The sequence below is a fragment of the Ruegeria sp. AP11 genome, from assembly GCF_056535865.1.
The window spans coordinates 1752907-1778543 of the sequence record NZ_JBQFJB010000001.1; the positions used below are offsets into that span (position 1 = coordinate 1752907).

General features: G+C 60.3%; 33 protein-coding genes. 18 read left to right on the plus strand and 15 right to left on the minus strand.

Annotation, left to right across the window (positions count from 1 at the left end; translation table 11 throughout):
- Positions 1-267 carry a hypothetical protein gene (locus tag ACR3E4_RS08950; RefSeq protein ID WP_480535386.1) on the plus strand — a complete coding sequence of 89 codons (267 nt, stop codon included), beginning with the start codon at positions 1-3 and terminating at the stop codon, positions 265-267.
- A gap of 10 nt (positions 268-277) precedes the next feature.
- Positions 278-922: a DUF1523 family protein gene (locus tag ACR3E4_RS08955; protein WP_480535384.1), complete on the plus strand. Its 645-nt coding sequence runs from the start codon at positions 278-280 to the stop codon at positions 920-922.
- A gap of 38 nt (positions 923-960) precedes the next feature.
- Here ACR3E4_RS08955 and ACR3E4_RS08960 read toward each other — a convergent pair whose 3' ends face one another.
- From ACR3E4_RS08960 to ACR3E4_RS08985, 6 genes are all read right to left on the minus strand, one after another.
- A complete protein-coding gene (locus tag ACR3E4_RS08960; RefSeq protein ID WP_480535383.1) occupies positions 961-2055 on the minus strand; it encodes a flagellar basal body P-ring protein FlgI in 1095 nt (364 codons plus the stop codon).
- Positions 2052-3059, minus strand: coding sequence for a flagellin (locus ACR3E4_RS08965; RefSeq protein ID WP_480535381.1), 1008 nt, complete (start codon positions 3057-3059; stop codon positions 2052-2054). The genes ACR3E4_RS08960 and ACR3E4_RS08965 overlap by 4 nt, the downstream gene beginning before the upstream one ends.
- A gap of 2 nt (positions 3060-3061) precedes the next feature.
- Entirely contained in the window at positions 3062-4513 is a 1452-nt protein-coding gene (gene flgK, locus ACR3E4_RS08970; RefSeq protein ID WP_480535380.1) for a flagellar hook-associated protein FlgK, read from the minus strand.
- A gap of 33 nt (positions 4514-4546) precedes the next feature.
- Positions 4547-5842 (minus strand): flagellar hook protein FlgE, encoded by a 1296-nt coding sequence (locus tag ACR3E4_RS08975; protein ID WP_480535379.1) that lies wholly within the window; start codon positions 5840-5842, stop codon positions 4547-4549.
- Positions 5843-5940: 98 nt separating this feature from the next.
- Entirely contained in the window at positions 5941-6780 is an 840-nt protein-coding gene (locus ACR3E4_RS08980) for a flagellar motor protein MotB (RefSeq protein ID WP_480535377.1), read from the minus strand.
- Positions 6781-6865: 85 nt separating this feature from the next.
- A complete protein-coding gene (locus ACR3E4_RS08985) occupies positions 6866-8203 on the minus strand; it encodes a FliI/YscN family ATPase (RefSeq protein ID WP_480535376.1) in 1338 nt (445 codons plus the stop codon).
- An 89-nt stretch (positions 8204-8292) separates the two neighbouring features.
- On the opposite strand from ACR3E4_RS08985, the gene ACR3E4_RS08990 reads away from it, so the two are divergent.
- The 9 genes from ACR3E4_RS08990 to ACR3E4_RS09030 are packed head-to-tail and all read left to right on the plus strand — an operon-like array spanning position 8293 to position 12838.
- Positions 8293-8679: a FlgB family protein gene (locus tag ACR3E4_RS08990; RefSeq protein ID WP_480535374.1), complete on the plus strand. Its 387-nt coding sequence runs from the start codon at positions 8293-8295 to the stop codon at positions 8677-8679.
- Between the two features lie 10 nt (positions 8680-8689).
- Positions 8690-9076, plus strand: a complete 387-nt coding sequence (gene flgC / locus ACR3E4_RS08995) for a flagellar basal body rod protein FlgC (RefSeq protein ID WP_480535373.1) — start codon at positions 8690-8692, stop codon at positions 9074-9076.
- A 12-nt stretch (positions 9077-9088) separates the two neighbouring features.
- Entirely contained in the window at positions 9089-9379 is a 291-nt protein-coding gene (gene fliE, locus ACR3E4_RS09000; protein ID WP_480535372.1) for a flagellar hook-basal body complex protein FliE, read from the plus strand.
- A gap of 4 nt (positions 9380-9383) precedes the next feature.
- Positions 9384-9656, plus strand: a complete 273-nt coding sequence (locus ACR3E4_RS09005) for a flagellar biosynthetic protein FliQ (RefSeq protein ID WP_480535371.1) — start codon at positions 9384-9386, stop codon at positions 9654-9656.
- Complete coding sequence (locus ACR3E4_RS09010; RefSeq protein ID WP_480535370.1) at positions 9656-10366, plus strand: flagellar hook-basal body complex protein; 711 nt, start codon at positions 9656-9658, stop codon at positions 10364-10366. The genes ACR3E4_RS09005 and ACR3E4_RS09010 overlap by 1 nt, the downstream gene beginning before the upstream one ends.
- A gap of 20 nt (positions 10367-10386) precedes the next feature.
- Entirely contained in the window at positions 10387-11172 is a 786-nt protein-coding gene (gene flgG / locus ACR3E4_RS09015; RefSeq protein WP_480535369.1) for a flagellar basal-body rod protein FlgG, read from the plus strand.
- Positions 11172-11585 carry a flagellar basal body P-ring formation chaperone FlgA gene (flgA, locus tag ACR3E4_RS09020; protein ID WP_480535368.1) on the plus strand — a complete coding sequence of 138 codons (414 nt, stop codon included), beginning with the start codon at positions 11172-11174 and terminating at the stop codon, positions 11583-11585. The genes flgG and flgA overlap by 1 nt, the downstream gene beginning before the upstream one ends.
- Positions 11585-12316 carry a flagellar basal body L-ring protein FlgH gene (flgH, locus tag ACR3E4_RS09025; protein WP_480535366.1) on the plus strand — a complete coding sequence of 244 codons (732 nt, stop codon included), beginning with the start codon at positions 11585-11587 and terminating at the stop codon, positions 12314-12316. Before flgA ends, flgH begins: the two co-directional genes overlap by 1 nt.
- Before the next feature lie 9 nt (positions 12317-12325).
- The gene (locus tag ACR3E4_RS09030) at positions 12326-12838 is read left to right on the plus strand and encodes a flagellar basal body-associated FliL family protein (RefSeq protein ID WP_480535365.1); all 513 of its coding nucleotides are present in this window, start codon (positions 12326-12328) and stop codon (positions 12836-12838) included.
- A 7-nt stretch (positions 12839-12845) separates the two neighbouring features.
- Here ACR3E4_RS09030 and ACR3E4_RS09035 read toward each other — a convergent pair whose 3' ends face one another.
- The 8 genes from ACR3E4_RS09035 to ACR3E4_RS09070 all read right to left on the minus strand — a co-directional run bounded on the left by ACR3E4_RS09035 (position 12846) and on the right by ACR3E4_RS09070 (position 19985).
- On the minus strand, positions 12846-13190 hold the full coding sequence (locus tag ACR3E4_RS09035; RefSeq protein WP_480535363.1) for a hypothetical protein: 345 nt from the start codon (positions 13188-13190) through the stop codon (positions 12846-12848).
- A gap of 23 nt (positions 13191-13213) precedes the next feature.
- Entirely contained in the window at positions 13214-14302 is a 1089-nt protein-coding gene (flhB, locus tag ACR3E4_RS09040; protein WP_480535361.1) for a flagellar type III secretion system protein FlhB, read from the minus strand.
- A complete protein-coding gene (locus ACR3E4_RS09045) occupies positions 14299-15072 on the minus strand; it encodes a flagellar biosynthetic protein FliR (protein WP_480535359.1) in 774 nt (257 codons plus the stop codon). The genes flhB and ACR3E4_RS09045 overlap by 4 nt, the downstream gene beginning before the upstream one ends.
- The gene (gene flhA, locus ACR3E4_RS09050; protein ID WP_480535357.1) at positions 15069-17156 is read right to left on the minus strand and encodes a flagellar biosynthesis protein FlhA; all 2088 of its coding nucleotides are present in this window, start codon (positions 17154-17156) and stop codon (positions 15069-15071) included. Before flhA ends, ACR3E4_RS09045 begins: the two co-directional genes overlap by 4 nt.
- Positions 17157-17165: 9 nt before the next feature.
- Positions 17166-17846: a lytic transglycosylase domain-containing protein gene (locus ACR3E4_RS09055; protein ID WP_480535355.1), complete on the minus strand. Its 681-nt coding sequence runs from the start codon at positions 17844-17846 to the stop codon at positions 17166-17168.
- A 72-nt stretch (positions 17847-17918) separates the two neighbouring features.
- On the minus strand, positions 17919-18347 hold the full coding sequence (locus tag ACR3E4_RS09060; RefSeq protein WP_480535353.1) for an Lrp/AsnC family transcriptional regulator: 429 nt from the start codon (positions 18345-18347) through the stop codon (positions 17919-17921).
- Between the two features lie 57 nt (positions 18348-18404).
- Positions 18405-19724, minus strand: a complete 1320-nt coding sequence (locus ACR3E4_RS09065; protein ID WP_480535351.1) for an MFS transporter — start codon at positions 19722-19724, stop codon at positions 18405-18407.
- Between the two features lie 3 nt (positions 19725-19727).
- Positions 19728-19985, minus strand: a complete 258-nt coding sequence (locus ACR3E4_RS09070) for a metal-sensing transcriptional repressor (protein WP_480535349.1) — start codon at positions 19983-19985, stop codon at positions 19728-19730.
- Between the two features lie 133 nt (positions 19986-20118).
- Between ACR3E4_RS09070 and ACR3E4_RS09075 the strand changes: the two genes are divergently transcribed.
- The 7 genes from ACR3E4_RS09075 (at position 20119) to ACR3E4_RS09105 (ending at position 24894) form a co-directional block, all read left to right on the plus strand.
- Complete coding sequence (locus tag ACR3E4_RS09075) at positions 20119-20733, plus strand: ribonuclease D (RefSeq protein WP_480535348.1); 615 nt, start codon at positions 20119-20121, stop codon at positions 20731-20733.
- Positions 20730-21692, plus strand: coding sequence for a KpsF/GutQ family sugar-phosphate isomerase (locus tag ACR3E4_RS09080; protein ID WP_480535346.1), 963 nt, complete (start codon positions 20730-20732; stop codon positions 21690-21692). Before ACR3E4_RS09075 ends, ACR3E4_RS09080 begins: the two co-directional genes overlap by 4 nt.
- An 11-nt stretch (positions 21693-21703) precedes the next feature.
- Positions 21704-22303 (plus strand): LPS export ABC transporter periplasmic protein LptC, encoded by a 600-nt coding sequence (lptC, locus tag ACR3E4_RS09085; protein ID WP_480535345.1) that lies wholly within the window; start codon positions 21704-21706, stop codon positions 22301-22303.
- A gap of 3 nt (positions 22304-22306) precedes the next feature.
- The gene (locus tag ACR3E4_RS09090; protein WP_480535344.1) at positions 22307-22798 is read left to right on the plus strand and encodes an LptA/OstA family protein; all 492 of its coding nucleotides are present in this window, start codon (positions 22307-22309) and stop codon (positions 22796-22798) included.
- Positions 22798-23556: an LPS export ABC transporter ATP-binding protein gene (gene lptB / locus ACR3E4_RS09095; RefSeq protein ID WP_480535342.1), complete on the plus strand. Its 759-nt coding sequence runs from the start codon at positions 22798-22800 to the stop codon at positions 23554-23556. The genes ACR3E4_RS09090 and lptB overlap by 1 nt, the downstream gene beginning before the upstream one ends.
- A 252-nt stretch (positions 23557-23808) precedes the next feature.
- A complete protein-coding gene (gene hpf / locus ACR3E4_RS09100; RefSeq protein WP_480535340.1) occupies positions 23809-24372 on the plus strand; it encodes a ribosome hibernation-promoting factor, HPF/YfiA family in 564 nt (187 codons plus the stop codon).
- A 57-nt stretch (positions 24373-24429) separates the two neighbouring features.
- Positions 24430-24894, plus strand: coding sequence for a PTS sugar transporter subunit IIA (locus ACR3E4_RS09105; RefSeq protein ID WP_480535339.1), 465 nt, complete (start codon positions 24430-24432; stop codon positions 24892-24894).
- 63 nt (positions 24895-24957) lie between these two features.
- Here ACR3E4_RS09105 and dalA read toward each other — a convergent pair whose 3' ends face one another.
- Entirely contained in the window at positions 24958-25473 is a 516-nt protein-coding gene (dalA, locus tag ACR3E4_RS09110) for a divisome-associated lipoprotein DalA (protein ID WP_480535337.1), read from the minus strand.
- Between the last annotated feature and the right edge of the window lie 164 nt (positions 25474-25637).

A 25637-nucleotide genomic window follows, 5' to 3' on the forward strand; every position in this document is an offset into this window, starting at 1 on the left:
ATGTTCGGAGCGTTACGCCTTGTTTTGATCCTGCTGGTCCTGCAGACGGTTGCCTATGTCGCGCTGTCTTTGTATTCGCGCGGCGTCCGGCGGCGAAAGCTGGAAAGCTGGTGGGACGAGAAGGGCAAAACCGGCGACAAGGCGGCATTTGTCGCGCGCGGCCTGCACGTCTATGACAATTCGTTCCGGCGTAAATTGATACTGGGCGTCTATATTGTGCCATGGATCGCAATCGGCGCGCTGATCTATATTGTGAATTACATGTGAGGGATATGGCATGGCCTATCTGAAATGGGCGTTCATTCTGGTTTTCTGGATCACTCTGGGAACGATCCTGCAATATTCGCTGCCGCAACACGATATCGTGCGGATCGTAAACACCTACGAAGAACGTCAGGACCTGACCGACTGGACCCGGATTTTCTGGTCCGAGCCCGAGGATCAGTCGACCAGCCTGTCGAACCGGGACGTTCAATTCATCCAGGCCGTGCGCGCCAATGGCAAACCCATCGTGTACCGCAACGAGGATACCGGCTGGGGCTGGCCACCCTACTTCAAGTTCGACACCGCGAACCTCTATACCGAAGCCAATGATGCCAAATCGACCAAAGACAACCCCGAGTGGGTCGTCGTCACCCATTATGGATGGCGTAATGAATTCATGTCGATTTTCCCCAATGCCATCCTGCTTCGACCTGTCGAGGGGCCGGATGTGCGCATCATCCCGTGGTTCAACATCATCTTCCTGACCCTGTTCGCCGCCATTGTCTGGGCGCTCTGGGTCCGGTGGCGCCGCTTCCGGCAAAAACGGATCGATCCGGTTCTGGAAAACATGGAAGACGGCCTGTATGCCGCAGGTGATGCCATTGATGAAAAGCGCCAGGGCTTTCGCCGGTGGTTGGATAGCTGGAAATCCAAATAAGTCTGAGGCGGTGAGCGCGGCCCATTTGAGGCCGCCGCTTACCGGACGATAAACTCTGCATGAAGCGCCCCTGCCGCTTTGATCGTTTTCAAAATGTCGATCATGTCACGCGGCGATACCCCCAGCGCGTTCAGGCCCGCGACAACTTCTGACAGCGTTGTTGCCTCGGGTATTTCGGCTAGACCGGTGCCTTCTTCCTCTTCGATACCGGCGAAAGTGCGCGGGACCACCACCGTTTCACCCCGCGCGAACGGGTTGGGTTGTACGGCAATCGGCGCCTCTTCGACGGTCAGCGTCAGGTTACCTTGTGAGACGGCCACCCGAGATATCCTGACATCCTGACCCATGACAATGGTGCCGGATCGCTGGTCGACAACAACGCGCGCTTTGCCTTCTGGTTCGACCAGAATGTTCTCGATCCGGCCAATCGCATGCGCGGTTGAGATTGCCTGCGTCGCCGCAACGCTGAGTTCAACCGTGCCGGAATCCCGCATGATTGCGACGGTTCGGTTGAACTCCGCATTGATCGCCGCTTCGATGCGACCGGCGGTGGTAAAATCCGGTTCCCGCAACGCCAATCGGAGCTGCGTCAGATCGGAGAGTTCAAAATCAATCTCGCGTTCAACCCGAGCACCCGAGGGGATCACGCCCGATGTCGGCACTCCGCGCGTGACAGTGGCCGCTTCGCCCTCGGCAACTGCGCCGCCGGCCAGAACCGTGCCCTGCGCCACCGCATAAATCTGGCCATCCGCTGCGTTGAGCGGGGTCATTACCAGCGTTCCGCCCAGAAGGCTCTTGGAATCTCCGATCGCAGAGACCGTGACATCAATCTGCCCCCCGACACGCGCGAACGGAGGCAGGCTGGCCGTGACCAGCACGGCGGCTACGTTTTTGGGGCGAAAGTCTTCACCGTTCACGTTGACGCCAAGCCGTTCGAGGATGTTCGACATGATCTCTTCGGTAAAAGGCGAATTGCGCAGGCCATCACCGGAGCCGTTCAACCCGACAACCAGGCCATAGCCCACCAGATCGTTGCCGCGTACGCCGTCAAAATTCACCAGATCCTTGAGGCGGATCGCCCCGGCAGTGGCAAGGCCGGGCAGCAGCAGAAGAAGGAATACAAGAATCTTCATCTCAGGAAATTCACCAGTGACAGATTGGCGTTGCGAACCGTAACGGAATAGAGGTTATCCAGTTGAAATTGCACGGTTTGCAACCGCGCCGCAGTCTCGTAAGGATCAGCCGAGATCAATTCGTTCCGTGCGCTCTGTGTACTGATTCTGGCGGCGGCGTTGCGCGTTTCAGCCTGCTCGATCCGCGCTTCGGCAGCCCCCACTTCGGCGCGCAGATTTACCGTGCCATTTTGCGTGTTCGCAAGCTCGACCCCTAGTTGGGTGAACATCGACGTACGCAGTTCGAGTGTCCAGTTCAGCGCATCGTCCGAGGCCAGTGCAGCCAGAGCAACATCGCGCATGGCAGCTTTCAAAGTGGGGTCGGTTGCGGTAATCGGCAGGTCGATCCGCTCTGAATCCGAGATTTGTATCGGCGACAGTGGCGTGGCGTTGCCCTGATAGATCGCGGCGTCAAAACCGGCGGGATCATTGAACCAATCCTCGGCGGCCTGTTTGACATCCGTCGTGGTTACCAGGCCGGTCAGTTCCGCCTGCAACGCGCCCAGCAACGCGTCGGCCGACAACAGCGGTGCGGCATCCGTCGCGGTGCCGGAAAACAGGCTGCGCCCACCCGCCCGTCCGTTCAATGCCGAAATCATCGTATCCAGTTCATTGCGCGCCTGCGCGGATGCCTGTTCATGGGTCACCGTCTGATTGGATGTTCCAAAGGACAGCAGGGACGATGATACCTCGGTCACCGACTCGCTGAACGTCGTCAGGCTTAACTGCATTGAATCAGTGAAAAGGCGCGCCTCGGCTGTGGCGACCGAAAAAGCATCAAGCCGTTCGATGTTGCGTTCCAGATCCAGCAGATGAGAATAATCGCCAGCCAGTCGGCCCGAAATGTCCTGCACTTTGCCCGAGGACATTTCGTAGGACAGCGTTTCGATCTGCGATTTGATCTCGGTGCTGCGGGTTCGAAGGGTCAATCCTCGGGCAAGGTCACCGATAGAAGTCAGGGTCATGTTCAGAGCCTCAGCAATGTGTTCATCAGTTCATCAACGACTGCCACGATGCGGGCATTGGCGGCATAGGCCTGCTCGATCTGCATCAGGTTCTGCAACTCGGTATCGCTGTCGACGCCCTGTTCGGCCACCAGTTGCTGCATCTCTTGCTGCGCGTTTGCCGCAAAAGTGGTGCGCGTGTCTGCGGCATGGGCATTTGCACCGGCCTCCGCAAGAAGCGCTTCGGCGAGTTCAGCGGCACGCATGTCACCGGTGCCGAAACTTGCCCCGGCTACAGGCTGTGCTTCGGTCAATATGGCGCCGAAGGCCTGCAACTGGCGCGCCTCTCCTGCGGCGCCGGGCGTGGTGGCGCCGAGGCCTGCGCGCAACCTCCAGCTGTCGCCACCCTCTAGGGGATCGACAACTGTGTTGAGTGATATTCGCGAGGCCAGACCCGTTTGTGCGACAGGGTCAAAGCGGTTGCCTTCATCCGTGAACAGGCCCGGGTCGGTCGCGGCCATAGTCGGGTCAAGGCCTGTTGTTTCAAACCGTTCGATCAAATCACGCGCAACCGTATCGAGATCAGCCTGCGCCTCGACCGCCAGAGTATCGCGAATTTCGAACTGGGCCTGCAGCGCACCGCCGCGAATTTGCGCGTAATCTCCGGTAAGGCGCACGGGCTGGCCATTGAATTCCAGCCCCGACAGCAGCCCGTTGCCGAGTGTCATATGCGGCATGGTCTCACCCGTTGTGGAAAACGAGAATTCGGCGGCACGCCCTTCCAGCAGGATCAGACCACCGTCGGAATAGAGCGACACCTGATCATTATCACGCGCGATGGCATTCACGGGGACCAGTTCGTTCACCTGATCGATCAGAATCTGACGCTGGTCCAGAAGTGCGTTGATGTCGCCGCCCGAGTTCCGAATCGACGGAATGCGCGCGTTCAGCTGTTCGATATCCCGTAGCGCCTGATTCAGGGTATTGACCTGTTTCCCGATTGTCCGGTCCGCGTCCGACCGCATGTTCCGCACACCCTCGGACGCCTGATTCAGCTTGGTGGCCAAATCGCGCGCGGATTGTGCGACCTGATCCAGTCGCTGGGCCGAACCGGGAAGGCTGGCCGCAGTGGTGAGGCTGTTCTCAAATCCTGTCAGCCGGGCCGCGATCGACGTTGAATCGTCAGCAGTGCCCACAAGATTTTCGAAACCGGAGTGGAAAGCGGATAACGCCTTGTTGGCGGCAAGATCCGCATCGGTGGCGCGGCGATTGGCCAGCAGAACCGGATCCTGATGCCGGGTGATCCCAGCCACGCGCACCCCATTGCCCGAGATTGCGCTGGTGGCCAGCTCAAGCGACCTGCGGGCATAGCCGGGGGTCAAGGCGTTCGCGATATTTCCCGAGACCACCGCAGCGCCGCGACTTGCTGCGCCGAGCCCGCCGATGGCGTTGTTCAGTGCTGTGGACATACTCATCAGGCCATTCCCATTGCTTGGCTAATCACCGGATCAGCGTTTGATATTGGTGGTTTCCTGCAGCATCTCATCCACCGTCTGAATGACCTTCGCGCTTGAGGAATACGCCCGCTGGGTTTTGATCATCGAAGTCAGCTCGGTTGCGACATCGGTGGTCGATTCCTCGCGTGCGAAGGACACAAGATCACCCGTTGGGCCTTCGCCGGCGTTCCACAGGAAGAAAGTTCCGCTTTCGCGCGACGGTGCATAGGTCTGGCTGTCCAATGCGGTAAGACCATTCGGGTTCGGCACGTCAGCCAGCGGAATCTGGAACATGCGGCGGCTTATGCCAGTGTCGTAGAATGCGTAGACATATCCGCTCTCATCGACCTGAACGCTGGTCATTGTTCCCACGGCCGAGCCATCGCGTGTGATGGACACCGGCGCAAACGTATCCGACAATTGAGTGATTCCGTCCGCATCACCGATCTGGCCGATATTGACCTCCATCGGGCCACCCGCCACGTTGACGACAACGCTGCCCGTTGCGGGGTCATACGCTCCGCCGGACACCGCCGTGACGCTGGCCAGAGTTCCCCCTGCGGTCCGGCTGTCAGTGAAGGTCAGAGTGTATTCCCCGATCACAGCGCCGCCCGATGCCGAATCGCGCAGCGTCATGGTCCATTCATTGCTGGATCCGGTTGCCGGGACGGTGGGCACCAATTCAATATCCACGCTTTCGGATTTACCCAGATTGTCGAAATATTCGACCGACAGAGGCTGTGTGTCGCCCGGAGCTCCAGCATCGGTCGCGGTGGCGGGCAGGTTCATCCGCAGATTCATTGCGGTCGTCGGTGCACCGGACAGTTGATTGACGCTCAACTGTATGGGTTCCAGCGCGGCCGGTGTGTCCCGCGGCACGCTGGGGATCGAGCCGTCCGGATTTGCACGCCACCCCAGCAGGACAAGGCCGGATTCGGTGACCAGATACCCTTCTTCGTTTGTGCGGAACGATCCGGTCGTGGTCAGCAACATCTCGTTCGAGCTTGCGCCGATCTGAGAGCTTGGCCGCACCGGCAGCATGCCCCGTCCACGAACGGCAAGGTCGGTGGAGTTGTTGGTGGTCACCAGCGCCCCGCCCTGATCGATCATGCGCTGGCTGGTGGTGCGAACGCCGCCGGCAGAATAGCTGCCACCCTGACCCGAGGTGACCATCGAGTGAAAGTCGGTCTCAACCCGCTTGTAACCAAAGGTCGAAGAGTTGGCGATGTTGTCGGAGATCGTGGCCAGCCTGTTGGCATTGGCCTTCAACGCCGCCACACCGGCATTCAGCGAAGAGGAAATGGTCATCGGCACGCCCTTTTATTGCATCGGTCCTTGATGCAACACGTACCGCACCGGCTCTTAACAGCGCGCTAACAGCTAAAATGCGCCCTATCCTTTCCGGGTCAGGGAGAGCGCAGAAAGATGATTTCGATCCGGTTATTGCGCAGCGCCATCGGGTTTTTGACCGTCAGGTGCCGGTCGGCATGGCCCGTCACCCGATCCAGACGCAATGGCCTGACACCCTTGTCCTGAAGCAGTTGGCGCGTGATTTGTGCGCGCGCGGTCGACAGATCCCAGACCGGGTTGTCCGCCAGCACGATGGGCGAAGACCGCACATGCCCCTCAACCGCGATGGCGTTGGTGACCAGATCCGATGAGCGTGCAACCAACAGCGCCAGAGCCCGCATCATCTGCGTCGGCTTGTCGGTGCCTGATTCGAACAGAGGCTGTTCTTCGGTCGCGAACAGTTCCACCACCAGCCCCTCGTCGGTGACGCGGGTCACGATGTGCTTTAGCATCTTGTCCGAAACCAGGCTTTCCCCGCTTCGGCCCAAAAGCTGCGCTTCGAGTGATGAGAAATCCTCGAACGCGCCCTTGCCGCCGCCTTGGGCATCGACACCGGTCGAACCGCGCGCCTGTTTTGCCTCGGTCGGGTTGCGATTGCTGGCGCCCGAGCCATCCATGACCAAGGTCTTTTCCGAGAACATGTTGTCACCGCCAAACGCGCCATCGCCGCCGCCTGAAACCGGATTGACCGGAATCGTCGGCGAGAAGTAATCTGCCAGCCCTTTGCGCTGTTTTTCGGTCGTTGCATTCAGCAGCCACATCAACATGAAGAAGGCCATCATGGCCGTCACGAAGTCCGCATACGCGACCTTCCACGCGCCACCGTGATGGCCATCGCCACCCGAAACGCGTTTCTTCTTGATGATGATTGGCGCCGCATTGGTTTGCGCACCCATCTCCACCACCTTTATATCACCCGATTACCGGGGTAGCAGGGCAGGTCTTAAGGCGGGCTTAACACATGAAACTGTCTCGAAATCCCTAGCGTGGCAGGTTGGCTCCGGCCCGGCGCAGGATCAGTTGCAGGCGGTTGAAACTGTTGGCAACGCTGTCGGTTTCGGCTTTTCCGAAGAACGCATCAAGGTCCTCATGCACCCGCACGGCCTGATCCAGAAGCGGGTCAGAGCCTTCGGAGTAGAGCCCGGCCTTGATCATGACCTCTGATTGCTCATAGCTGCCGACAAGTTTTCGGGTTTCCGCAATCAACTGATTTTCCTCGGCGCTTGCGGCACCGGGCAGGCTGCGCGACACCGAGCGGCTGAGATCGATGGCGGGAAAGCGGCCACGCTCGGCAATCTCGCGGCTCAGCACGATATGTCCGTCGAGCACGCCGCGCAGGATGTCGGCTACGGGCTCATCCATGTCTGAACCTGCAACCAGCACGCTGAATACGGCGGTGATGTCGCCCTGTTCGGCGGTGCCGGGTCCGGCGCGTTCGCACAGATTGGCGATCAGCGGAGTGACCGAGGGCGGGAATCCACGCAGCGACGCGGCTTCGCCCATGGCGACGGCAATCTCGCGATGCGCTTCAGCGAAACGTGTCACCGAATCGGCCAGGAACAGGACATTGAGCCCTTCGTCCCGCAGGGATTCGGCCACTGACATCGCCGACCAGGCGCAGCGCCTGCGGGCCAGGGCGGACTGATCCGATGTGGCCGCCACCACGACCGACCGTTTCATCCCTTCCGCACCCAGCGCGGTTTCGACGAACTCATTCACCTCGCGCCCGCGTTCGCCGATCAGCGCGACCACCACCGCATCGGCCTGCATGGACCGGGCGAGCGTGGCCAGCAGGGTTGATTTGCCGACGCCCGAACCCGCAAACAGCCCCACACGCTGGCCCTGCACAATGGGCAGAAGCGTATTGAGCATGGCCAGCCCGGTCTCCATCCGCTGTCCCAGCGGTTTGCGTGCGACGGCGGCGGGCGGGGGCTGCATCAGATCGCGTTCCTCGACCCCCGGCAGCAGCGGCTTGCCGTCCAGAGGGTGCCCGAACGGGTCGATCACCCGGCCCAGCCAATGCCGCCCCGGGGCAAATACCGGCATCGGTTCCAGTATCACCTGATCCCCCAGACACACGCCATCGGGCGCTGAACCGGGCATCATGTGGATCAGATCAGTTTCGACATGCAGCACTTCTCCGGTCAGATCAGGGCCAGTGCTGCGGCGGAGTGTCAGGTGATCGCCGATTCGGGCCTGCCCGGCCAGACCTTCGATTTCGATCACACCGCGCGCAACGCCGGTGACGCGCCCCATATGACGGTGCGCCGATATCCTGTCGAAAACGGTTTTCAGACGTGCCGGATCGAGATCAGCCATCGCGGGCCCTCCAAATTGGTTTCTCGAAAACGGTTTCTAAAGGAATCGGGGTTAAGCCTTGATTGAAATAGATCGAGGGAGAAGCCCCGATGTTCACTGACCTGAACGTCTTTAAGACAGCGTACGCAATGGCAACGCATGCCGGACAACGGCAGGCGGTCATCGCGCGCAACATGGCGAATGCGGATACGCCCGGCTATCAGCCCCGCGATATCGAAGCCTTCAAAACAGCTTTTGAAAAGACCGGCGGTGAGGTGGCGATGACCGCCACTCGCACGGGCCATCTGCATGGCGCTACGGGCGGTCAGCCCTGGGCGGAATATGAGGCCGATCCATCTGGCGACCCCAATGGTAACGGTGTTTCGTTGGAAGAAGAGATGCTGAAGGCGGTTGACGTCAAGCGGCAGCATGAGCGGGCGCTGGCGATCTATCGCTCTTCGATCGGCATTCTGCGCACCTCATTGGGCCGGGCATAGGGGCTGGGGTATGAGCGATTTTTCCCATTCTCTCACGGCGTCTGCCAGTGCGCTCAGGGCGCAGGCCGCGCGGCTGCGGCATGTGTCCGAGAATATCTCGAACGCCGATACGCCCGGATACCGGCGCAAGACGATTCCCTTTGAGGCGGTCGACAAGGGCGGTCAGCAGATGGTGCAGGCGGGCCGGGTCAAGTTGGATCGCCGCGATCTGACCCGCATCTATGATCCGGGCCATCCGATGGCGGATGAAACCGGGCATTATCGCGGCTCGAATGTCGATCTGATGATCGAAATCGCCGACGCGCGCGAGGCACAGCGCAGCTACGAAGCCAATTTGAAAATGTTCGATCAGACCCGGCAGATGTCGTCGAGCCTGATGGATTTACTCCGCAAATAAAGGAAAGCCAGAATGGATATCCGATCTCTTACCGCTGCGCAGAACTATGCCGGCGCCCGCCCGGCCACGCAGGCCGACCCTGATCATCAAGGTGCCGGGAAAGGGCTGCAATCCACCTTTCGGGATTTTGCGGCAACGCTGAAAAACAGCGAGCAGGTGGCGCAATCCTCGATGGTGGGGCAGGCCGATCCTCACGCGCTGGTGCAGGCGCTGGCACAGACAGAACTGGCGGTGGAAACCGCGGTGATCGTCCGTAACAAGGTGGTCGAGGCCTATCAGGAAATCCTGCGGATGCCGGTCTGACACGATGCTGAGCGAAGGGTTGTTCTATGACATCGTACGCCAGGCGCTGTGGGTCGCGGTAATCACCTCGGTCCCGATCCTCGCGGTGGCGCTGATCTCGAGTCTCACAGTAGGTCTGTTTCAAGCGCTGACCTCGGTGCAGGAAATGACGTTGACTTTCGTGCCCAAGCTGATCGCCATCGTCATCGTGTTCTGGATCTCGATGGGCTTCATGACCCAGACCCTTGTCACTTTTTTCACCGGGACGCTGATCCCCCTTGTTGCAGGAGGTCGCTGATGGACACGGCCTATGTCACCCTGTCCCGCCAGTCGGGTCTGATGAACGAAATGCGGCTGGTGGCCAACAATATCGCCAACGCCAACACCACCGGCTATCGCCAGCAGGGGCTTGTGTTTTCGGAGTTCGTTCGCGACATGCCGGGCGGCCCTTCGATGTCGCTCAGCCGGGCGCAGGTGCGAAATACCTCATTGCAGCAGGGTGTGCTGACCGAAACCGGTGGATCGTTTGACTTTGCCATCGAAGGTGATGGGTTTTTCATGATCGAGACGCCTGCTGGCAACCGCCTGACCCGCGCCGGAAGCTTTTCGCCAAGCGTCGACGGCGATCTGGTCACAATGGATGGCCACCGGGTTCTGGACAGCAACGGTGCCCCGGTCTTTGTCCCGCCCGATGCCGCCACGATTGACGTCGGCAGCGATGGCACACTCAGCGTTGATGGCCAGCTTTTAGGGCAGATCGGTGTCTATTCGGTTGCCGATCCCGAAAATCTGGTGCGCGGGGGCAGCACTCATTTCCGACCCGGAGGACAGGTCGACCCGGTGGATGAGCCGGTTGTGCTGCACCGGTTCCTTGAAGGCTCGAACGTGAATGCCATCGGACAGGTTACGCGAATGATCGAGATCCAGCGTGCCTATGAACTGGGACAGAGCTTTATGGATGCCGAGGACGAACGGGTGCGTGGCGCCCTCAAGGCGCTGATGCGCTGATCTGAACAGGAGAAACTGACATGCGGGCCTTGAAAATCGCGGCGACGGGCATGACGGCACAGCAGATGCGGGTCGAGACCATCTCGAACAACCTCGCAAACATGAACACCACGGGCTATGACGCGCGCCGGGCCGAGTTCGCCGATCTGCACTACCAGCAGATGGCGCGGGCGGGGGCTGTGAATGCCTCGGACGGAACGGTTCTGCCGACAGGCATTCAATTGGGGCTGGGCGTGCGCCCCGCTGCGGTGACCGTGCAACTGGAGCAGGGCGGGTTGTCGGCAACCGGCAGCGATCTGGATGTGGCGATTGAAGGGCGCGGCTATCTCGAGGTGACGCTGCCCAACGGTCAGTCCGCCTTTACGCGGGACGGCAGTCTGAAACGGTCTGCGGAAGGCCTGATCGTCACCTCGGACGGCTTCGCCGTCGCCCCCGAGATCACCATCCCCGATGACGCCAGGTCGATCTCGATCAACGCCGCGGGCGAGGTTTATGCCTATTTCGATGACACGGCCGAAGGCCAACTGCTGGGTGAGTTCACCCTGGCGAGTTTCTCGAATGCAAAGGGGCTGGAGGCGGTAGGCAGCAATCTGTTCAAAGAAACCGAAGCCTCGGGGGCACCGGTGGTCGGAACACCCGGCGAGACTGGTCTGGGCACTCTGCGGCAAGGCTATCTCGAGGACAGCTCGGTCGATGCGGTGCGCGAGGTGACGGAACTGATCGAGGCGCAGCGCGGATATGAGATGAACGCCAAGGTCATATCGGCGGTGGACCAGATGATGGGCGCCACGACGCAGGTGCGGTGATGCGTGTTCTGATTTACCTTCTCGCGCTGATTCCCAGCGCCGCTTTCGCCGAGATCGTTGTGCCAACCAGAACGATCCGCGCGAAAGAGGTGATCTCCGCCTCGGATATTGAACTCAAACCGACAAATGCGGCTGGTGCCGTAACGCAGCTGTCCGATCTGGTCGGGCAAGAGGCACGGGTGGCGCTTTATCCGGGCAGGCCGATCCGTTCGTCGGATATCGGCCCGCCCGCGATCGTGGACCGGAACGATCTGGTGACGCTGGTATTCGGCAACGTCACGCTTTCGATAACCGCCGAGGGCCGCGCATTGGGTCGCGGCGCGGCGGGTGAGCGTATCCGGGTGATGAACCTTTCGTCGCGCACAACGGTAACGGGCGTGATTCGCCCCGATGGTCAAATCGAGGTCAAGTGATGTCAAACCTATCGAAACTGCTGCTTTTCACGGTGTTGGCCGTCGCGGCCTGTGGTCGGCTGGATCACCTGGGCAAACCGCCCAGTCTGACGCCCAATACAGAATCGCCCGAACATGTGGCGATGCTGTGGCCCGGTTTGCCGCTGTACAGCCAGCCGCAGCGCTCCGTCGACCGTGCCTCGCTGTGGAGCGGTGGACAGCACTCCTTGCTTGGGGATCAGCGGGCAATGAAAAAGGGCGATATTCTGACCGTCGTGATAGAACTGGATGAAAAGGCCGAGATATCGAACGACACCAACCGCTCTCGTACGGGATCCGAAAGTCTGTCGGTCCCCGGCCTGTTCGGGTTGCCGCAACGTGCGGCTGAACGGTTGCCGGTCGGGGCCTCGCTGGATGAGGCGGTATCGATCGATTCAGCGTCGAACAGCAAGGGCAAGGGTTCGGTCAAACGCAAAGAGAAACTGACCCTTCGCGTGGCGGCGACGGTTGTCGATGTGCTGCCCAACGGCGTGCTGTCGATCAGCGGCTCGCAGGAACTGCGGGTGAATTTCGAACTCCGAGAGCTGTTGGTCGCCGGATATGTCCGGCCCGAGGATATCTCGCGCCAGAACGAAATCACCTATGACAAGATTGCGTCGGCACGCGTGTCTTATGGCGGTCGCGGCCAGATCACGGATGTGCAGCAACCGCGATACGGTCAGCAGATCCTCGATACCGTATTGCCGTTCTAAGATGGGCGCATGATGGGAAAACTATTGCCAATCATTTGCCTGGCGGTGGGTCTGGCTGCAGGCGTTGGGGCCGGGATCATTCTGGCCCCTGAGGGGAAAGCCAAGGATCAGGCTGAAGGCGCAGCAGCCAAGCCAAAGCCTGAACAGGAAAAGGCCGGGTCGTATGAATCCGGCACTAAAAAGAAAGACGGTGAGAAATCACAAGAATACTTGAAGCTTACCAAGCAGTTCGTGGTTCCAGTTGTGGCGGAGGATGAGATTTCGGCCCTTGTCACGATGTCCCTCAGCCTTGAGGTGCGACCGGGGATCGAGGATTTTTTCTATGAGATTGAGCCGAAGCTACGGGACAGGTTCCTGCAGGTGTTGTTCGACCATGCCAATAGTGGCGGGTTCGATGGGGCGTTCACGCGATCGGATAACCTTGAGGTGTTGCGCAACGCGCTGCTTGAAGTCGCGCAGAAAGACCTGGGCGAGGATGTCTCGAAAGTGCTGATCATGAGTGTCAGCCGGCAGGACACCTGAACCCAGCCTACTCGTTTGGTCTGCGGCGCCTAGCTTGTTGTAGGCGCTGCGACACCTCCGCAATGGCCTGTTTGCGCCCAAAGGCCTGGAGCAGGTCCTCCATTGCCGAGAGCTTCTGGGATCTCAGGCGCGCCAGGTCCGTATTCAGCTGCCTTCGCGTGGCGGATTCCCAGCTGTGCCACAACAGATCGGTGCCGGTCACCCGGTATCCTTTGGTTGCTGTACTGTCTGTCTTCACCTCGCTCAACTGGCTATCCAGCAGTGCCAGTTGCTTCAAAATCCGTGCCTCCTGCTGCAAGAGCGGGCGCAGTTTCTGATGTTCGCGCTGATAGACGGCTTCGGTCACGGTCATAAGGTCTGAAACCCGTTTGCGCATCACGTGACCTGCCCCTTGGCGCGCTTGCGCATGGCTTCGGCAAAGCGGATGGCCGCCGCTACCGGGCGATAATACTCTTCGCTGATCTCCTGGCCGATTTCGACCGTTGCATGAAGTGCTCGCGCGGTTGGCGGGTCGGAATGTATGGGCACACCGGCCTCACCCGCTGTGGTTCGGATGGTTGCGGCGACCTCGTCCACCCCCTTGGCGACACAGACCGGTGCCGATCCGCTGGCGCGCGACCATTGCAACGCGACCGCGTAATGCGTCGGATTGACGATCACCACATCGGCCTTGGGGACGTCGGCCATCATCTGATTGGTGGCGATATCTTGTGCGCGTTGGCGGCGCTGCTGTTTGACATGCGGATCGCCCTCGGAATCCTTTGTCTCATCCTGGATTTCCTTGCGCGACATCCGGTTCTTGCGCAGATGCTCGGCATGTTGCCAGAGGAAGTCGATGACGCCGATGGCCAGAGCAATTGTTATGACGATGAACATGAAGCGGAACAGCAGGTTCATCATCAGCACAACAGACGCGCGTGCGGGTGCTGCGCTGGCCGACAGAATCTCGGGCAGGTTGGCGTAAAGAAACAGGGCCAGGCAGGTGCCGTATATCAGCAGCTTCACGAAGCTCTTGGCAAATTCAAACAGACCGCCGCGTCCAAATTTGTTTTTTGCATTGGAGACCAGCGAAATACGCGAAGGTTTGGGTTTCAGCTTCTCAGGCGCAAAGACCAGAGCACGCTGCGCAATCAGGCTGAGGATCACTGCCGCGGCGGGTACCACGAACAAAGCAGCCACCGGCACGAGTGTGGCCCGCAGGATGCCGGTCACCGGTGCGGTGGCGGGGCCCGTTGTCAGCAACCCGGGCAGGCGATCAGATTGATCAATCAGAACCACAAGCAAAGTCCCGAGATGCTGCGCCGTGTATTGCCCTGCCAACACGAGCGCGATCAGCAGTCCAGCATAGGCGGCCACTGCCGACAGATCGTTGGACTTGGCGACCTCACCCTTCTTGCGCGCCTTTTCCAGCTTTTGAGGGGTGGCCTCAAATGACTTGTCGCTGTCATCGTCCTGTGCGCTCATCTGGGTCCTCCGAGGGGATCGCCAAGAAAAGCAAACAGGGCGTCTGACCAGACGGACAGGATCAGCGGCGCGCCTGCGAACAGCAGAAACAGGCCAGCGAACGTGATCGCGGGGGCACCGACGAAAGCGACCATCAGCTGGGGCATGGCGCGGTTGATGACACCCAGCGCGAGGTTATAGATGAGCGAGGCGATGACGAAGGGCATCGCCAGGGCAAAGGCGAGCCCGAAGCTGCGCGATATCTGCGCGACACCCCAGCGCGTCAGGTCCGGGGCAAGCGGCAAGCTGCCCATCGGAAACAATGAATAGCTATGGATCATGAATTGAGCGGCCCGGATATGCAGGCCCAGCAAGGCTGCCAGGGCCAGCCCGGCCAGCGTCAGAAGATAGCCCATCGCGGGCACGGGCTCGACGGCCGCTCCACCCAATATCTGCGACAGCGAAGTGGCTTGAGCCGCGATTGAGCCAGCGGTTTGCAAGGCCAGCACAAACAGACGCAACCCGATCCCCAGCGCCAGTCCGGTTGCAATCTCTGTTCCGGTCAGAACGACCATTCGTCCAAAGCCTGGCGCTATGTCAGTGACCGGAACTGCCGGGGCTACGATCAGCGAAAAGGCGACGGCAAGCCCCAGCTTGACCCGCGTCGGGATGCTGTGCTCACCAAAGGCAGGCAGCAGAGAGACGATGGTCGAAATGCGCAGGAAAACAACGAAGAGATGCCACAGATTCTGACCCAGATGCGGCAACAGCTCGGGTGGCAGGGCGATCACGCGGCCACCGTTCCCACCAGCGCGGGCCGCGCCTCGAGCCCGATTTCCTCGAAGGACAGAACCGGATTGGCGATGCCCCGCGCATGCATGATGGTGCGCAGCAATCGCCGCCGCCGGGTCGAGGTCACCACCGCCGGGAACAGCCCGTGATCGGCGGATCTGGCGACGCTGTCATGCACCCCGTCCGCAAGCTTATTGAACAGGTTCGGCGGCAGTGCCACGTCCAGACCGGCATTGGGCGCGTCGATCTGATAGCTGGCAAAGGTGTCCTCCCATTCCGGGGCCAGTTGGATCAGCGGGATCGAGCCGTCTTCGCGTTTCATGTCGGCCACCAGTTGAAAGCCCAGCCGCTGACGGACCAGTTCGCAAATCCCTTCGGGCTGGGTGGTGGTCAGCCGCGCCTCGGCCACGCTTTCCAGTATCAGCGCCATGTTGCGGATCGAGACCCTTTCTTCCAGCAGCAGGCGCAGCACCGCGTGCAGCGTGTCGATTGGCACCTTGTCGGGGATCAGCTCGTCCAGCAGCTTGCGGTTGGCCTCGGCCCGTACCGGATCGCTGAGGCGGGTCATTTCGGTCAGCAGGCGGCGCAGCGATTTCAGCGTCAGCAGGCGCGAGAAATTCTGTTTGATGATTTCAAGCAGATGGGTCGCCAGAATCTCGGGCGGGGTGACGATGGTGGCGCCGTTCATGGCCGCCGCCTCCTGATCCTTGGGCAGAATCCAGCGTGCGGGGGCACCATAGACCGGTTCGGTCACATCGGTGCCGTCGGGCAGCAGATCCTGCCCCTCCTGTACCAGCGCCAGCACCAGTTCCGAGTTCAGAACACCGCGCGCCTGTTCCACCCCCTGTACCTTGATGACATAGGTCCCGGTGGGCAGATCGGCGCGGTCGGTCAGGCGGATCTCGGGCAGGATCAGACCGAAGCTTGAGGCTACATAGGTGCGCATATTGGCGATCCGCGCATCGAGCCCGGTGCCGGGGTTCAGCACCATGCTGACCAGATCGGGGGCGAATTCCAGATGCACGTCGTCCAGGTCAAGCACATCGCCGATGGCTTGTGAGACGGGGGTGTCCGCCTCGGTCGTGGCAACCTCGGTCCGGGTCTCTTCGGCCTTTCGTTTCTTCAGACCAGCGTAGGCGGCATAGCCCAACGCGGCCGCACCGAGAATGAAGGGCAGGAACGGCAGACCGGGCACCAGCGCGAACAGCACCATCAGAACCGCAACGGTCGCCAATGCCGCCGGATGCCGCCCGAGTTGCGAGAAAATTGCGCTATCGGTGGCGCCCTGCGTGCCGCCGCGTGCCAGCAGCAAGGCTGAAGCAATTGAGATGATCACCGCCGGAATCTGCGACACCAGCCCGTCGCCGACGGTCAGGATCGCATAGGTTTCAAACGCGGAGGAGACCGGCATTCCGTGCACGATCACACCCATCACCAAACCCATCACCAGATTCAGCAAGGTAATCAGCAGACCGGCAATCGCATCGCCTTTGACGAATTTCGACGCCCCGTCGAGCGAGCCGAAGAACGTCGTCTCCTGCTGCTCGCGCTCGCGCCGTTCCTTTGCCTGCTGGTGGTCGATGGCCCCGGCGGACATGTCGCTGTCAATGGCCAGCTGTTTGCCGGGCATCCCGTCCAGCGCAAAACGCGCGCCGACTTCGGCCATGCGGGCGGCGCCTTTGGTGATGACCATGAAGTTGACGATCAGCAGAACGCCGAACACCACGAGGCCCAGAAAGATACTGCCGCTCATGACAAACTGAGCAAACCCCTCGATCACATCACCCGCCGCATTCGTGCCGGTATGCCCCTGACCAATGATCAGCTTGGTTGACGACACGTTCAGTGACAGGCGCAACATCAGCGAGGCCAGAAGGATGGTCGGGAAAGACGAGAAATCCAGCGGCCGTTCGATGAACAGGGTCAGGGTGAAGATCAGGATCGCCAGTGCGAAGGACGCGGCAAGGCCCACGTCCAGCACCCATGCGGGCATCGGCAGGATCATCATCACGATGACCGTCATCAGCGCCAGTGCCAGCAGGACGGTCGGAGAAAACAGGGTGCGGATATCGATCCTGGGCACGGGGACCTCTTAGTTGAACGGGATGAACGCGGTGACGGCGGCGGATTGTGGGACCAACGAGCCCAGCGCAGTGCGCGCGGCAGGTTCCGGGGACCCGGGGATCAACGGCGACACCGAGGTGGTGAAGGGATCGCTGTCCACAAGCGGGTCCTCCATCCGGGCCAGAACTGCCTGAAAGCGGCTGGAATAGGCAGCAGCGAGGTGTTCGGTGCGCGAATGATAAGCTCCGGCGGCAGCGGGCCAAGAGCCAAGCTCGGCGTACAGTTGGTTCAGGAACCGGGCGGCGTAGGTGGCGTTTTCGTCCGGGTCGAACATCGCCTCGATCGAGCGGAAGGCCTTGCCGTGCCAGCGGTAATTGATCTGGAAACAGCCGACATCAAAGCTGCGGACACCGGTTTTGAAGATGTTGAACACATAGGATTTGGCCTCGGTCGCCGAGGCAAACCAATATCCCTGCCCCTCGCGGTTGACGGTCCAGGGCCACGGGTGCAACGCACCGTCGACAGTGCGCCCTGTCTCGACCCGCGCGATGGCCCTGAGCACCGCCAGCGGTACGCCTTCGGCGCGTGCGGCCCGTTGAGCGGCCTGATCGCAAAGGGCCGCCGTCTCAACCCCCGGCGCGGCGCGGCCGGGTTTTGTCAGAGCGATAAGCGCCATACACAGCGCAAACAGGATTTCACGATAGGGCATTCTGCCGGTCCGGGATTCTGATCAATCCGGGCCAAGCTAGTCCGCCTTCGGTTTACATAGGGTTAGCGCGCCTCAGCTGCGGTCGATTCTGCGCCCAAAAACCACGCTGGTATTTGTGCGCAACACGCCGGGGATACGGGCCAGTTCATCCACCAGGATATCAAGGTCCTCGATCCGGGGCGCTTCGGCGGACAGAAGCAGGTCAAACTCACCGTTGATCGACAGGCAAAGTTTGACCTCGGGATAGGCCTCAAGCCGTTTTATGATCCGCGTGGTTTCCTTTTGCTGTACTTCCAGCAGGACAACGACCTGAACGCGGGGCGTATCCTCGGTTTCGCGCAGGACGACAGAATAGCCCGCGATAATACCGCGCTCTTCCATTCGGTTGATGCGTTCATGCACCGTGGTCCGGGCGACGCCCAGCGTTGCCGCGATATGGGTGGTCGACGCGCGTGCGTTATGATGCAGGGCGGCGATGATGCGGCGGTCAAGTTGATCCATGCGGGCTCCGGACATCTTTTGGGCGTGTCCCGGTTTACGGCAGTTTGCGTTGCAGGCTCAAGACTGGCGCGGGATGTGAGGGTGCAGCTCGTCGATCACGATGGGGTGGGCGTGCGGGCCGGACCCGGCGAGATGCGGGTGATCTGCCGGCAGGTCGGGGTGACTGTGTTCGACCGCTGCGCGGCTGTCGCGTGGCCAGAGTCTGATTGCCAGCGCCAGGCCCAGAACCGCTGCGGACGCCATTACCGCCAAGACGACCGTCGCTCCGAACCGGGTCATCAACCAGCCGGCCAGCGGGTAGAGGACCAGCCAGCAAGCGTGCGACAGGGTGAATTGCGCGGCAAACAGGGCAGGGCGGTCTTCAGGATGAGCAGAGCGGGTCAAAAGACGGCCCGATGGGGTCAAAGTGGCGGAATAACCAAAGCCCACCATCGCCCAGATCACGGTCAGCAGCCCCAGCGTCATGGGTACCGTTGCGGACAGCACTGCGGCGATGGCCATGGAACCCGTTGCCAGCGCTGCGCCACAGAGCATTACGGGACGGTCTGGCAGACGTTCTAGCAATCGGGGCAATGCGAAGGCCGCCAGCATCGATCCGCCGCCAAAACCCGCCAGGGCGATGGCCACAGCGCTTTCGGACAGGCCCAGATCGGCGCGCACGATCACCACGGTGTTAACGATCACCATCGCGCTCAGCGCCGCGGCGCTCCAATTCAGTGCCAGCAGGCCATGCAGGCGAGGGGTTTTCAGATAGATGCGAATCCCGCGTGTGGTCCGGTCATAAATGCCACGTCGCGCCGTCGGTTTGGGCGAGGGCAACGCAACGGAAACCACCAGCACCGCCGAGGCGGCGAACCCAATGCCAGTGCCCAGAAACAGGGTATCGAAGCTGACCAGCAGCAACAGGACCGCGGCCAGCATCGGGCTCAGCAAGCTTTCAAGATCATAGGCAAGCCGCGATAGCGACAAGGCCTTGGTATAGTCCTGTTCTTCGGTCAGAACATCAGGGATGGTGGCCTGAAAGGTCGGCGTAAACCCGGCAGAGGCCGATTGCAGCACGAAAATCAGCACATAGACCTGCCAGATCTCGGTCACGAACGGCAGGCAGAGCGCGACTATGGCGCGGACCAGATCCAGAGCCACCAACATCCGCCGACGATCCAGCCGCTCGGCAAAGGCGGCGGCCAGAGGCGCGATGGTGACATAGGCCACCATCTTGATGGTCAGCGCGGTGCCCAGCACCATCCCGGCGGCCTCTCCGGCCAGATCGAAGGCCAGAAGGCCCAGTGCCACGGTGGCCAGCCCGGTTCCGGTCAGCGCGACGACCTGCGCGGCCAGAAGATGTCGGTAGGTACGGTTTTTCAGGACGCTTAGCATGGGTCAGAGGTACTTTGTGATGGTTTTGAAGTCTTCGGCGCTCTGGCCGTCGGCGTTGTTCGAGAGACAGTGGTCGACATGGTCGTGAATCAACGCGCGCTTGGCGTTGGTGATGGCTCTTTCCACGGCGAAAAGCTGCTGAGCGATATCTGTGCAGGGGGCTTGCCCTTCAAGCATCTCGATAACTTTGGCCAAATGCCCATGCGCGCGTTTGAGGCGCGCAGCGATCTGCGGATGCGATTGATGGGTGTGAGTCGACATGACTTATCCTTATCCTCCCCTAGGGGATATATGAGGCTTGGCAGAGTTGCAAGAGCAACCCCGCACGTGATGACGTTGAGTTTGGATGCGAAACCTCCTATTTCGGGGTGGAAAGCGCACAAAGGACATCTCCGTGGCGAACCACTTGTATAAAAATGACCTGCCGGACGGGCTGGATCTGGGCCCGGTTGTGGCCATTGACTGTGAAACCATGGGGCTGAACCCGCATCGGGATCGCCTGTGTGTGATCCAGATGTCCGGCGGGGACGGCAACAGCCATATCGTGCAGGTCGAGAAGGGGCAGACGCAGGCTCCGAATCTGTGCGCGATGCTGGAAAATCCGAATGTTCTGAAGCTGTTCCACTTTGGCCGTTTCGATGTCGCCGCGATGTATCACAGCTTTGGCGCGCTGGCGGCACCGGTCTATTGCACCAAGATCGCCAGCCGTCTGGTGCGCACCTATACCGACCGGCACGGGCTTAAAAACCTGTGTCAGGAACTGATCGGCGTCGATATCTCGAAACAGCAGCAGATGAGCGATTGGGGCGCCGAGACCCTGACCGAGGCGCAGCTGGAGTATGCGGCATCGGACGTCCTCTATTTACACCGCCTGCGCGACGCGCTGAACGGGCGTCTGGCCCGCGAAGGCCGCACCGAGATGGCGCAGGCCTGTTTTGATTTCCTGCCGATGCGTGCGAAGCTTGACCTCGCCGGTTGGCCCGAAACGGATATCTTTGCGCACTCATGACCGATACCGAAGCATTCCTGAGAACCGCCCGACAGGTTGTCACCGACGAAGCCCGCGCGCTGGACGTGCTGGCCGACAGCCTGAACGAAGACTTTGCCGAAGCGGTACAACTGATCCTGCAGGCCACAGGCCGCATTATCATCAGCGGTATCGGCAAGTCGGGCCATATCGGTCACAAGATCGCGGCCACATTGGCCAGCACCGGCACGCCCGCCTATTTCGTCCACCCGGCCGAGGCCAGCCATGGTGATCTGGGCATGGTGTCGAAATGCGATGTGGTTCTGGCGATCTCGAACTCGGGCGAAGCACCGGAACTGGCCAACCTGCTGGCCTTTACGCGCCGCTTCGGCATTCCGCTGATCGGACTGTCCAGCAAGCCGGAAAGCACGCTGATGAAGCAGGCCGACGTGCATCTGTTGATCCCGTCGCTGGGCGAGGCCTGCGGTTTTGGCATGGTGCCCTCGATCTCGACCACGCTGACACTGGCGATGGGCGATGCGCTGGCGATTGCGCTGATGAAATACCGCAATTTCAAGCCCGAGGATTTCCGCGCCTATCACCCCGGCGGTAAGCTGGGGGCGCAACTGTCCACCGTGCGTGATTTGATGCACGAAGATCTGCCGTTGGTCATCGCAGGCACCCCGATGAGCGAAGCGTTGCTGGTCATGAGCCAGAAGAGCTTTGGTGTTGTTGGCGTCACCGATGAGGCGGGCCGTCTGCTGGGCATCGTGACAGATGGCGACCTGCGTCGGAACATGGATGGATTGCTGGACAAAAGCACCGAAGAGGTCATGACCGAAAACCCTCTGACCATCGCACCGAATGCCATGGCAGAAGAAGCGGTTTCCATCATGAATGATCGCAAGATCACCTCGCTTTTTGTGGTGGATCCCGAAACCGGGGGCGCGGCCCAGGGCCTGCTGCACATCCACGACTGCCTGCGCGTCGGTCTGGGTTAAGGAGGCCGCCGGTGGACCGTCATTCCCGATGGGTGCAGTTTCTGAAGGTGGTGTTGCCTCTGGCCGCCATCTTGCTGCTGTCCACCGTGTTCCTTCTGTCCCGCAGCATCGACACCAATGTTTCGGTCCCGTTCAGCGGTCAGGAGATTGACGAGCGTCTGACCGATCAGGTCATCACCCGGCCGGATTACAAAGGGGTCACCCGCAAAGGCGAAGAAATTCGTGTCGAAGCGCGGCGCGCCAGTCAGGTTGGCGAGGGTGACAACCCCACTGCCGCCGAGGTGCAGGGCAGGTTCGCTCTGAGCAACGGGGGCGAGATCACGCTGGAATCCAACACCGGTATGATCCGGCCCGACAAGGGCACCGCCACTTTCTCGGGCAATGTGATCATCACCACCGCCGATGGCATTCAGGTCACCACCGACCTCTTGAACACATCGCTGGAAGAAATACGTGGTGATAGCCCGGGTCAGATTGACGGCACCGGTCCGATTGGTGACTTTACAGCCGGGGGAATGACTTTTGGAACGGAAAAAACGGACGGCCCGGTCCATATTCTTTTTACAGATGGCGTGAAGCTGATATACGAGCCGCAAAAAGCTGAAAGATAACCCGTGTTTGATTTTCGTGTCGCCTTTGTGTGTTTTGCTCTGATCGTAGGAGCCCTGCCTGTTTCGGCGCAAGAAGCGCAAGTCGCGTTTGGTGCTGTCAAAGCCGACCCCTCCCTGCCGGTCGAGGTGACCTCGGAAACGCTGAACGTGAATCAGGAAGACGGTTCGGCCGAGTTTCTGGGCAATGTGATCGTCATCCAAGGCGAAATGCGCCTGACCGCCGAACGGGTGCTGGTGATCTACAATCAGGAACGCTCGGCCATCGAACGGATGGAGGCCACCGAAAACGTGGTTCTGGTCAGCCCGCCGGATGCGGCCGAGGGTGACTGGGCCGAATACACCATCGATACCGGCGTGATCGAGATGAAGGGCAATGTGCTGCTGACGCAGGGCCCCAGCATCATCAGCGGCGATCAGATGATTGCAAATCTGACCTCGGGCACGGCAACGATGACGGGACGGGTCAAGACCATCCTGCAGCAGGGTCAGAATTGATGAACCGCCCGAACCTGTCTGTCGCTGAAGGCACCTCCGGTCTGAAGATCGAGAAGCTGCGCAAATCCTACCGCAAGAAGACGGTGATCCGGGATGTCTCGATGACTCTGGACCGGTCCGAGGTGGTGGCGCTGTTGGGGCCGAACGGCTCGGGCAAGACCACAACCTTCTATTCGGTTGCCGGGCTTGTCTTTCCCGAAGCAGGCAGTGTGACGATCGACGGCCAGAACGTGACCACCTTGCCAATGTATCGCCGCGCGCGGCTGGGGATCGGTTATCTGCCGCAGGAAATGTCGATTTTCCGTGGCATGAGCGTTGAAGACAACATCGCCGCGGTGCTGGATATCACTGTCAAACATGCCCATCGCCGTAAGGAACGGCTGGAAGAGCTGTTGTCGGATTTCTCGATCGAACACCTGCGCCGTGCGCCCGCACTGGCCTTGTCCGGCGGTGAACGGCGCCGGGTTGAAATCGCGCGCTGTCTGGCTGCGGACCCGAAATATCTGTTGCTGGACGAACCCTTTGCCGGGGTTGATCCGATCAGTGTGGGCGATATCCGCTTGTTGGTGGCAGATCTGAAAAAGCGCGGCATCGGCGTTCTGATCACCGACCATAACGTGCGTGAAACGCTCGAGATTGTGGATCGCGCCTATATCCTGCATGACGGTCAGGTTCTGATGTCCGGATCGCCCGACGAAGTGGTGGAAAACGAAAACGTGCGCCGAGTTTATCTGGGAGAAAACTTCCGTATTTCATGAACTTGCGCGGGATTGCGCCGAGTGCATGCCGGAAATCTGGTATATACACACCTGTTTTGATTGACTCTTCCGCCGTCTCTTGCCTCAATTGGGGCATGGCAAGTCCTCGGTTCCAGTCTGGATCGCGATGCCCCTTCTTGGAAGGGCTGGATCAGCGGCAACCGCAGACTCTGCCGCGACCCCCCACCCGATAAAAACAGGTCAGCCGTGCATCGCGGCGTCAGAATGGGTGTGAATTGTGAAGGAGATCACATGCGTTACCAAATCAGCGGAAAACAGATCGACATCGGTGCGGCCCTGCAGACACACGTGCAGACCGAACTGGGCGAGGTCGTGGGCAAATATGCCCAGCGGCCGACGGACGCCAACGTCGTCTTTTCCCGTTCGGCGCATGAATATGTATGCGAAACCACCGTGCATCTGTCGACGGGTCTGACCGCTCAGGCGAAGGCACATGCGACCGAAATTTATGCAGCATTCGAAGGTTGCTGCGACAAGATGGAAACACAGCTGCGCCGCTACAAGCGCCGGTTGAAAGACCATCACAAGGATCGGTCCGAGCCGGTTGAACTCTTTGGTGCGTCCTCTTATATCCTCGCCTCTGACGAGTCGGATACGGCTGACGAACCCGAATCGCTGCAGCCTATGATTGTGGCTGAGATGGAGACCAAGATCCCTTCGCTGAGCGTTGGTGAAGCCGTGATGCAGATGGAACTCGCCGGGGCGCCGGTTCTGGTGTTCCGGAATGAGAACAAGGACGGATTGAATGTCGTTTATCGGCGCGATGACGGCAATATCGGATGGATCGATCCGTAACAGGCAAGAACAATTGGCCTGCCCCCGGTTCCGGGGGCACGGTCTGGGAGCAAGATCATGGAGCTTTCGAGCATTCTGAAGCCCGAAGCCGTACGTGTGCTGTCAGCCGCGTCCAGCAAGAAGCGTTTGTTTCAGGAAATTGGCGATGTTGCGGCTGCGACCCTTGGGTTGGACGCGCAGACCGTCGTCGACAACCTTCTAGAACGCGAAAGCCTGGGTCCGACAGGCGTGGGCCATGGCGTGGCGTTGCCACATGCGCGCCTGTCCGAGCTGGAGGCGGTTTCAGGTGTCTTCGTGATGTTGGAAAAACCCATCGATTTCGGCTCGGTCGACCGTCAGCCGGTTGATCTGGCGTTTTCGCTGTTTGCGCCGGAAGAAGCGGGTGTGGAACACCTGAAAGCACTTGCACTGGTGTCGCGCACACTGCGCGAACAGACCGTCTGCGCCAAGCTGCGGGCCAATCCCGATCCGGTCAAACTCTATGCGATATTGACGGAAGCTCAGTCAATGCAGGCCGCATAAAGGGCTGACCGGACATAAAAAAGCCCCCGTAGATCGGGGGCTTTGTCGTCTCTGGAAGGTTGTTCAGCCGCCGGCTCCCATTTCCAGCGTCCACCAGATTTTGCCGCCGCCCTCCTGGTGCCAGGAAAACCCCATCTGCGTTGCTTTGGGGTCCATGATGACTGCGCGCGATCCCGGTTCCTGCATCCAGGCGGCCAGCGTTTCGGTTTCCGTCTCATAGGTTTCCGAGATCGCTTCGCCAAGGAACGTGCCAAGATATCCGACCCGCGCGGCCCGGTCGATGGGCGAGGACCCGTCCGATCCGAAATGCCAGGGGCGGTTCTGGCGCGCCATGTCCTTGGAATGTGTTGCCGCGGCCGCGTTCAACTGCGCGTTCAGCTGTACCGATTGCAGCCCCGAGGCCTGCCGCAGCGCATTGACCGAATCCAACATGCGGAACTGCAGCTTTTCCGGGTTGCCACGGATCTTGTAGACCGAGGGCAGTGGTCGGCCATCGGCCCCGATTGCCGAGGTTCCCGAATCGGTGCATGCCGCCAGCGCGACGAGACAAATTGCCAGAAGAGAAAGAATACGTGTCATGATCAGCCTGAATTCTGTGTTTCAACGGAAATATCGCGCTTGAAGGCCGGGAGCAAACCTACAATGGCCATAGTTTGCGTGAATCTGCCGGTTTGATTTGCGACTGAAGCATTCTGGCCATAAAATGTGCCGGAATTTGCATGTTCTATTAGCAAAGGACCGCT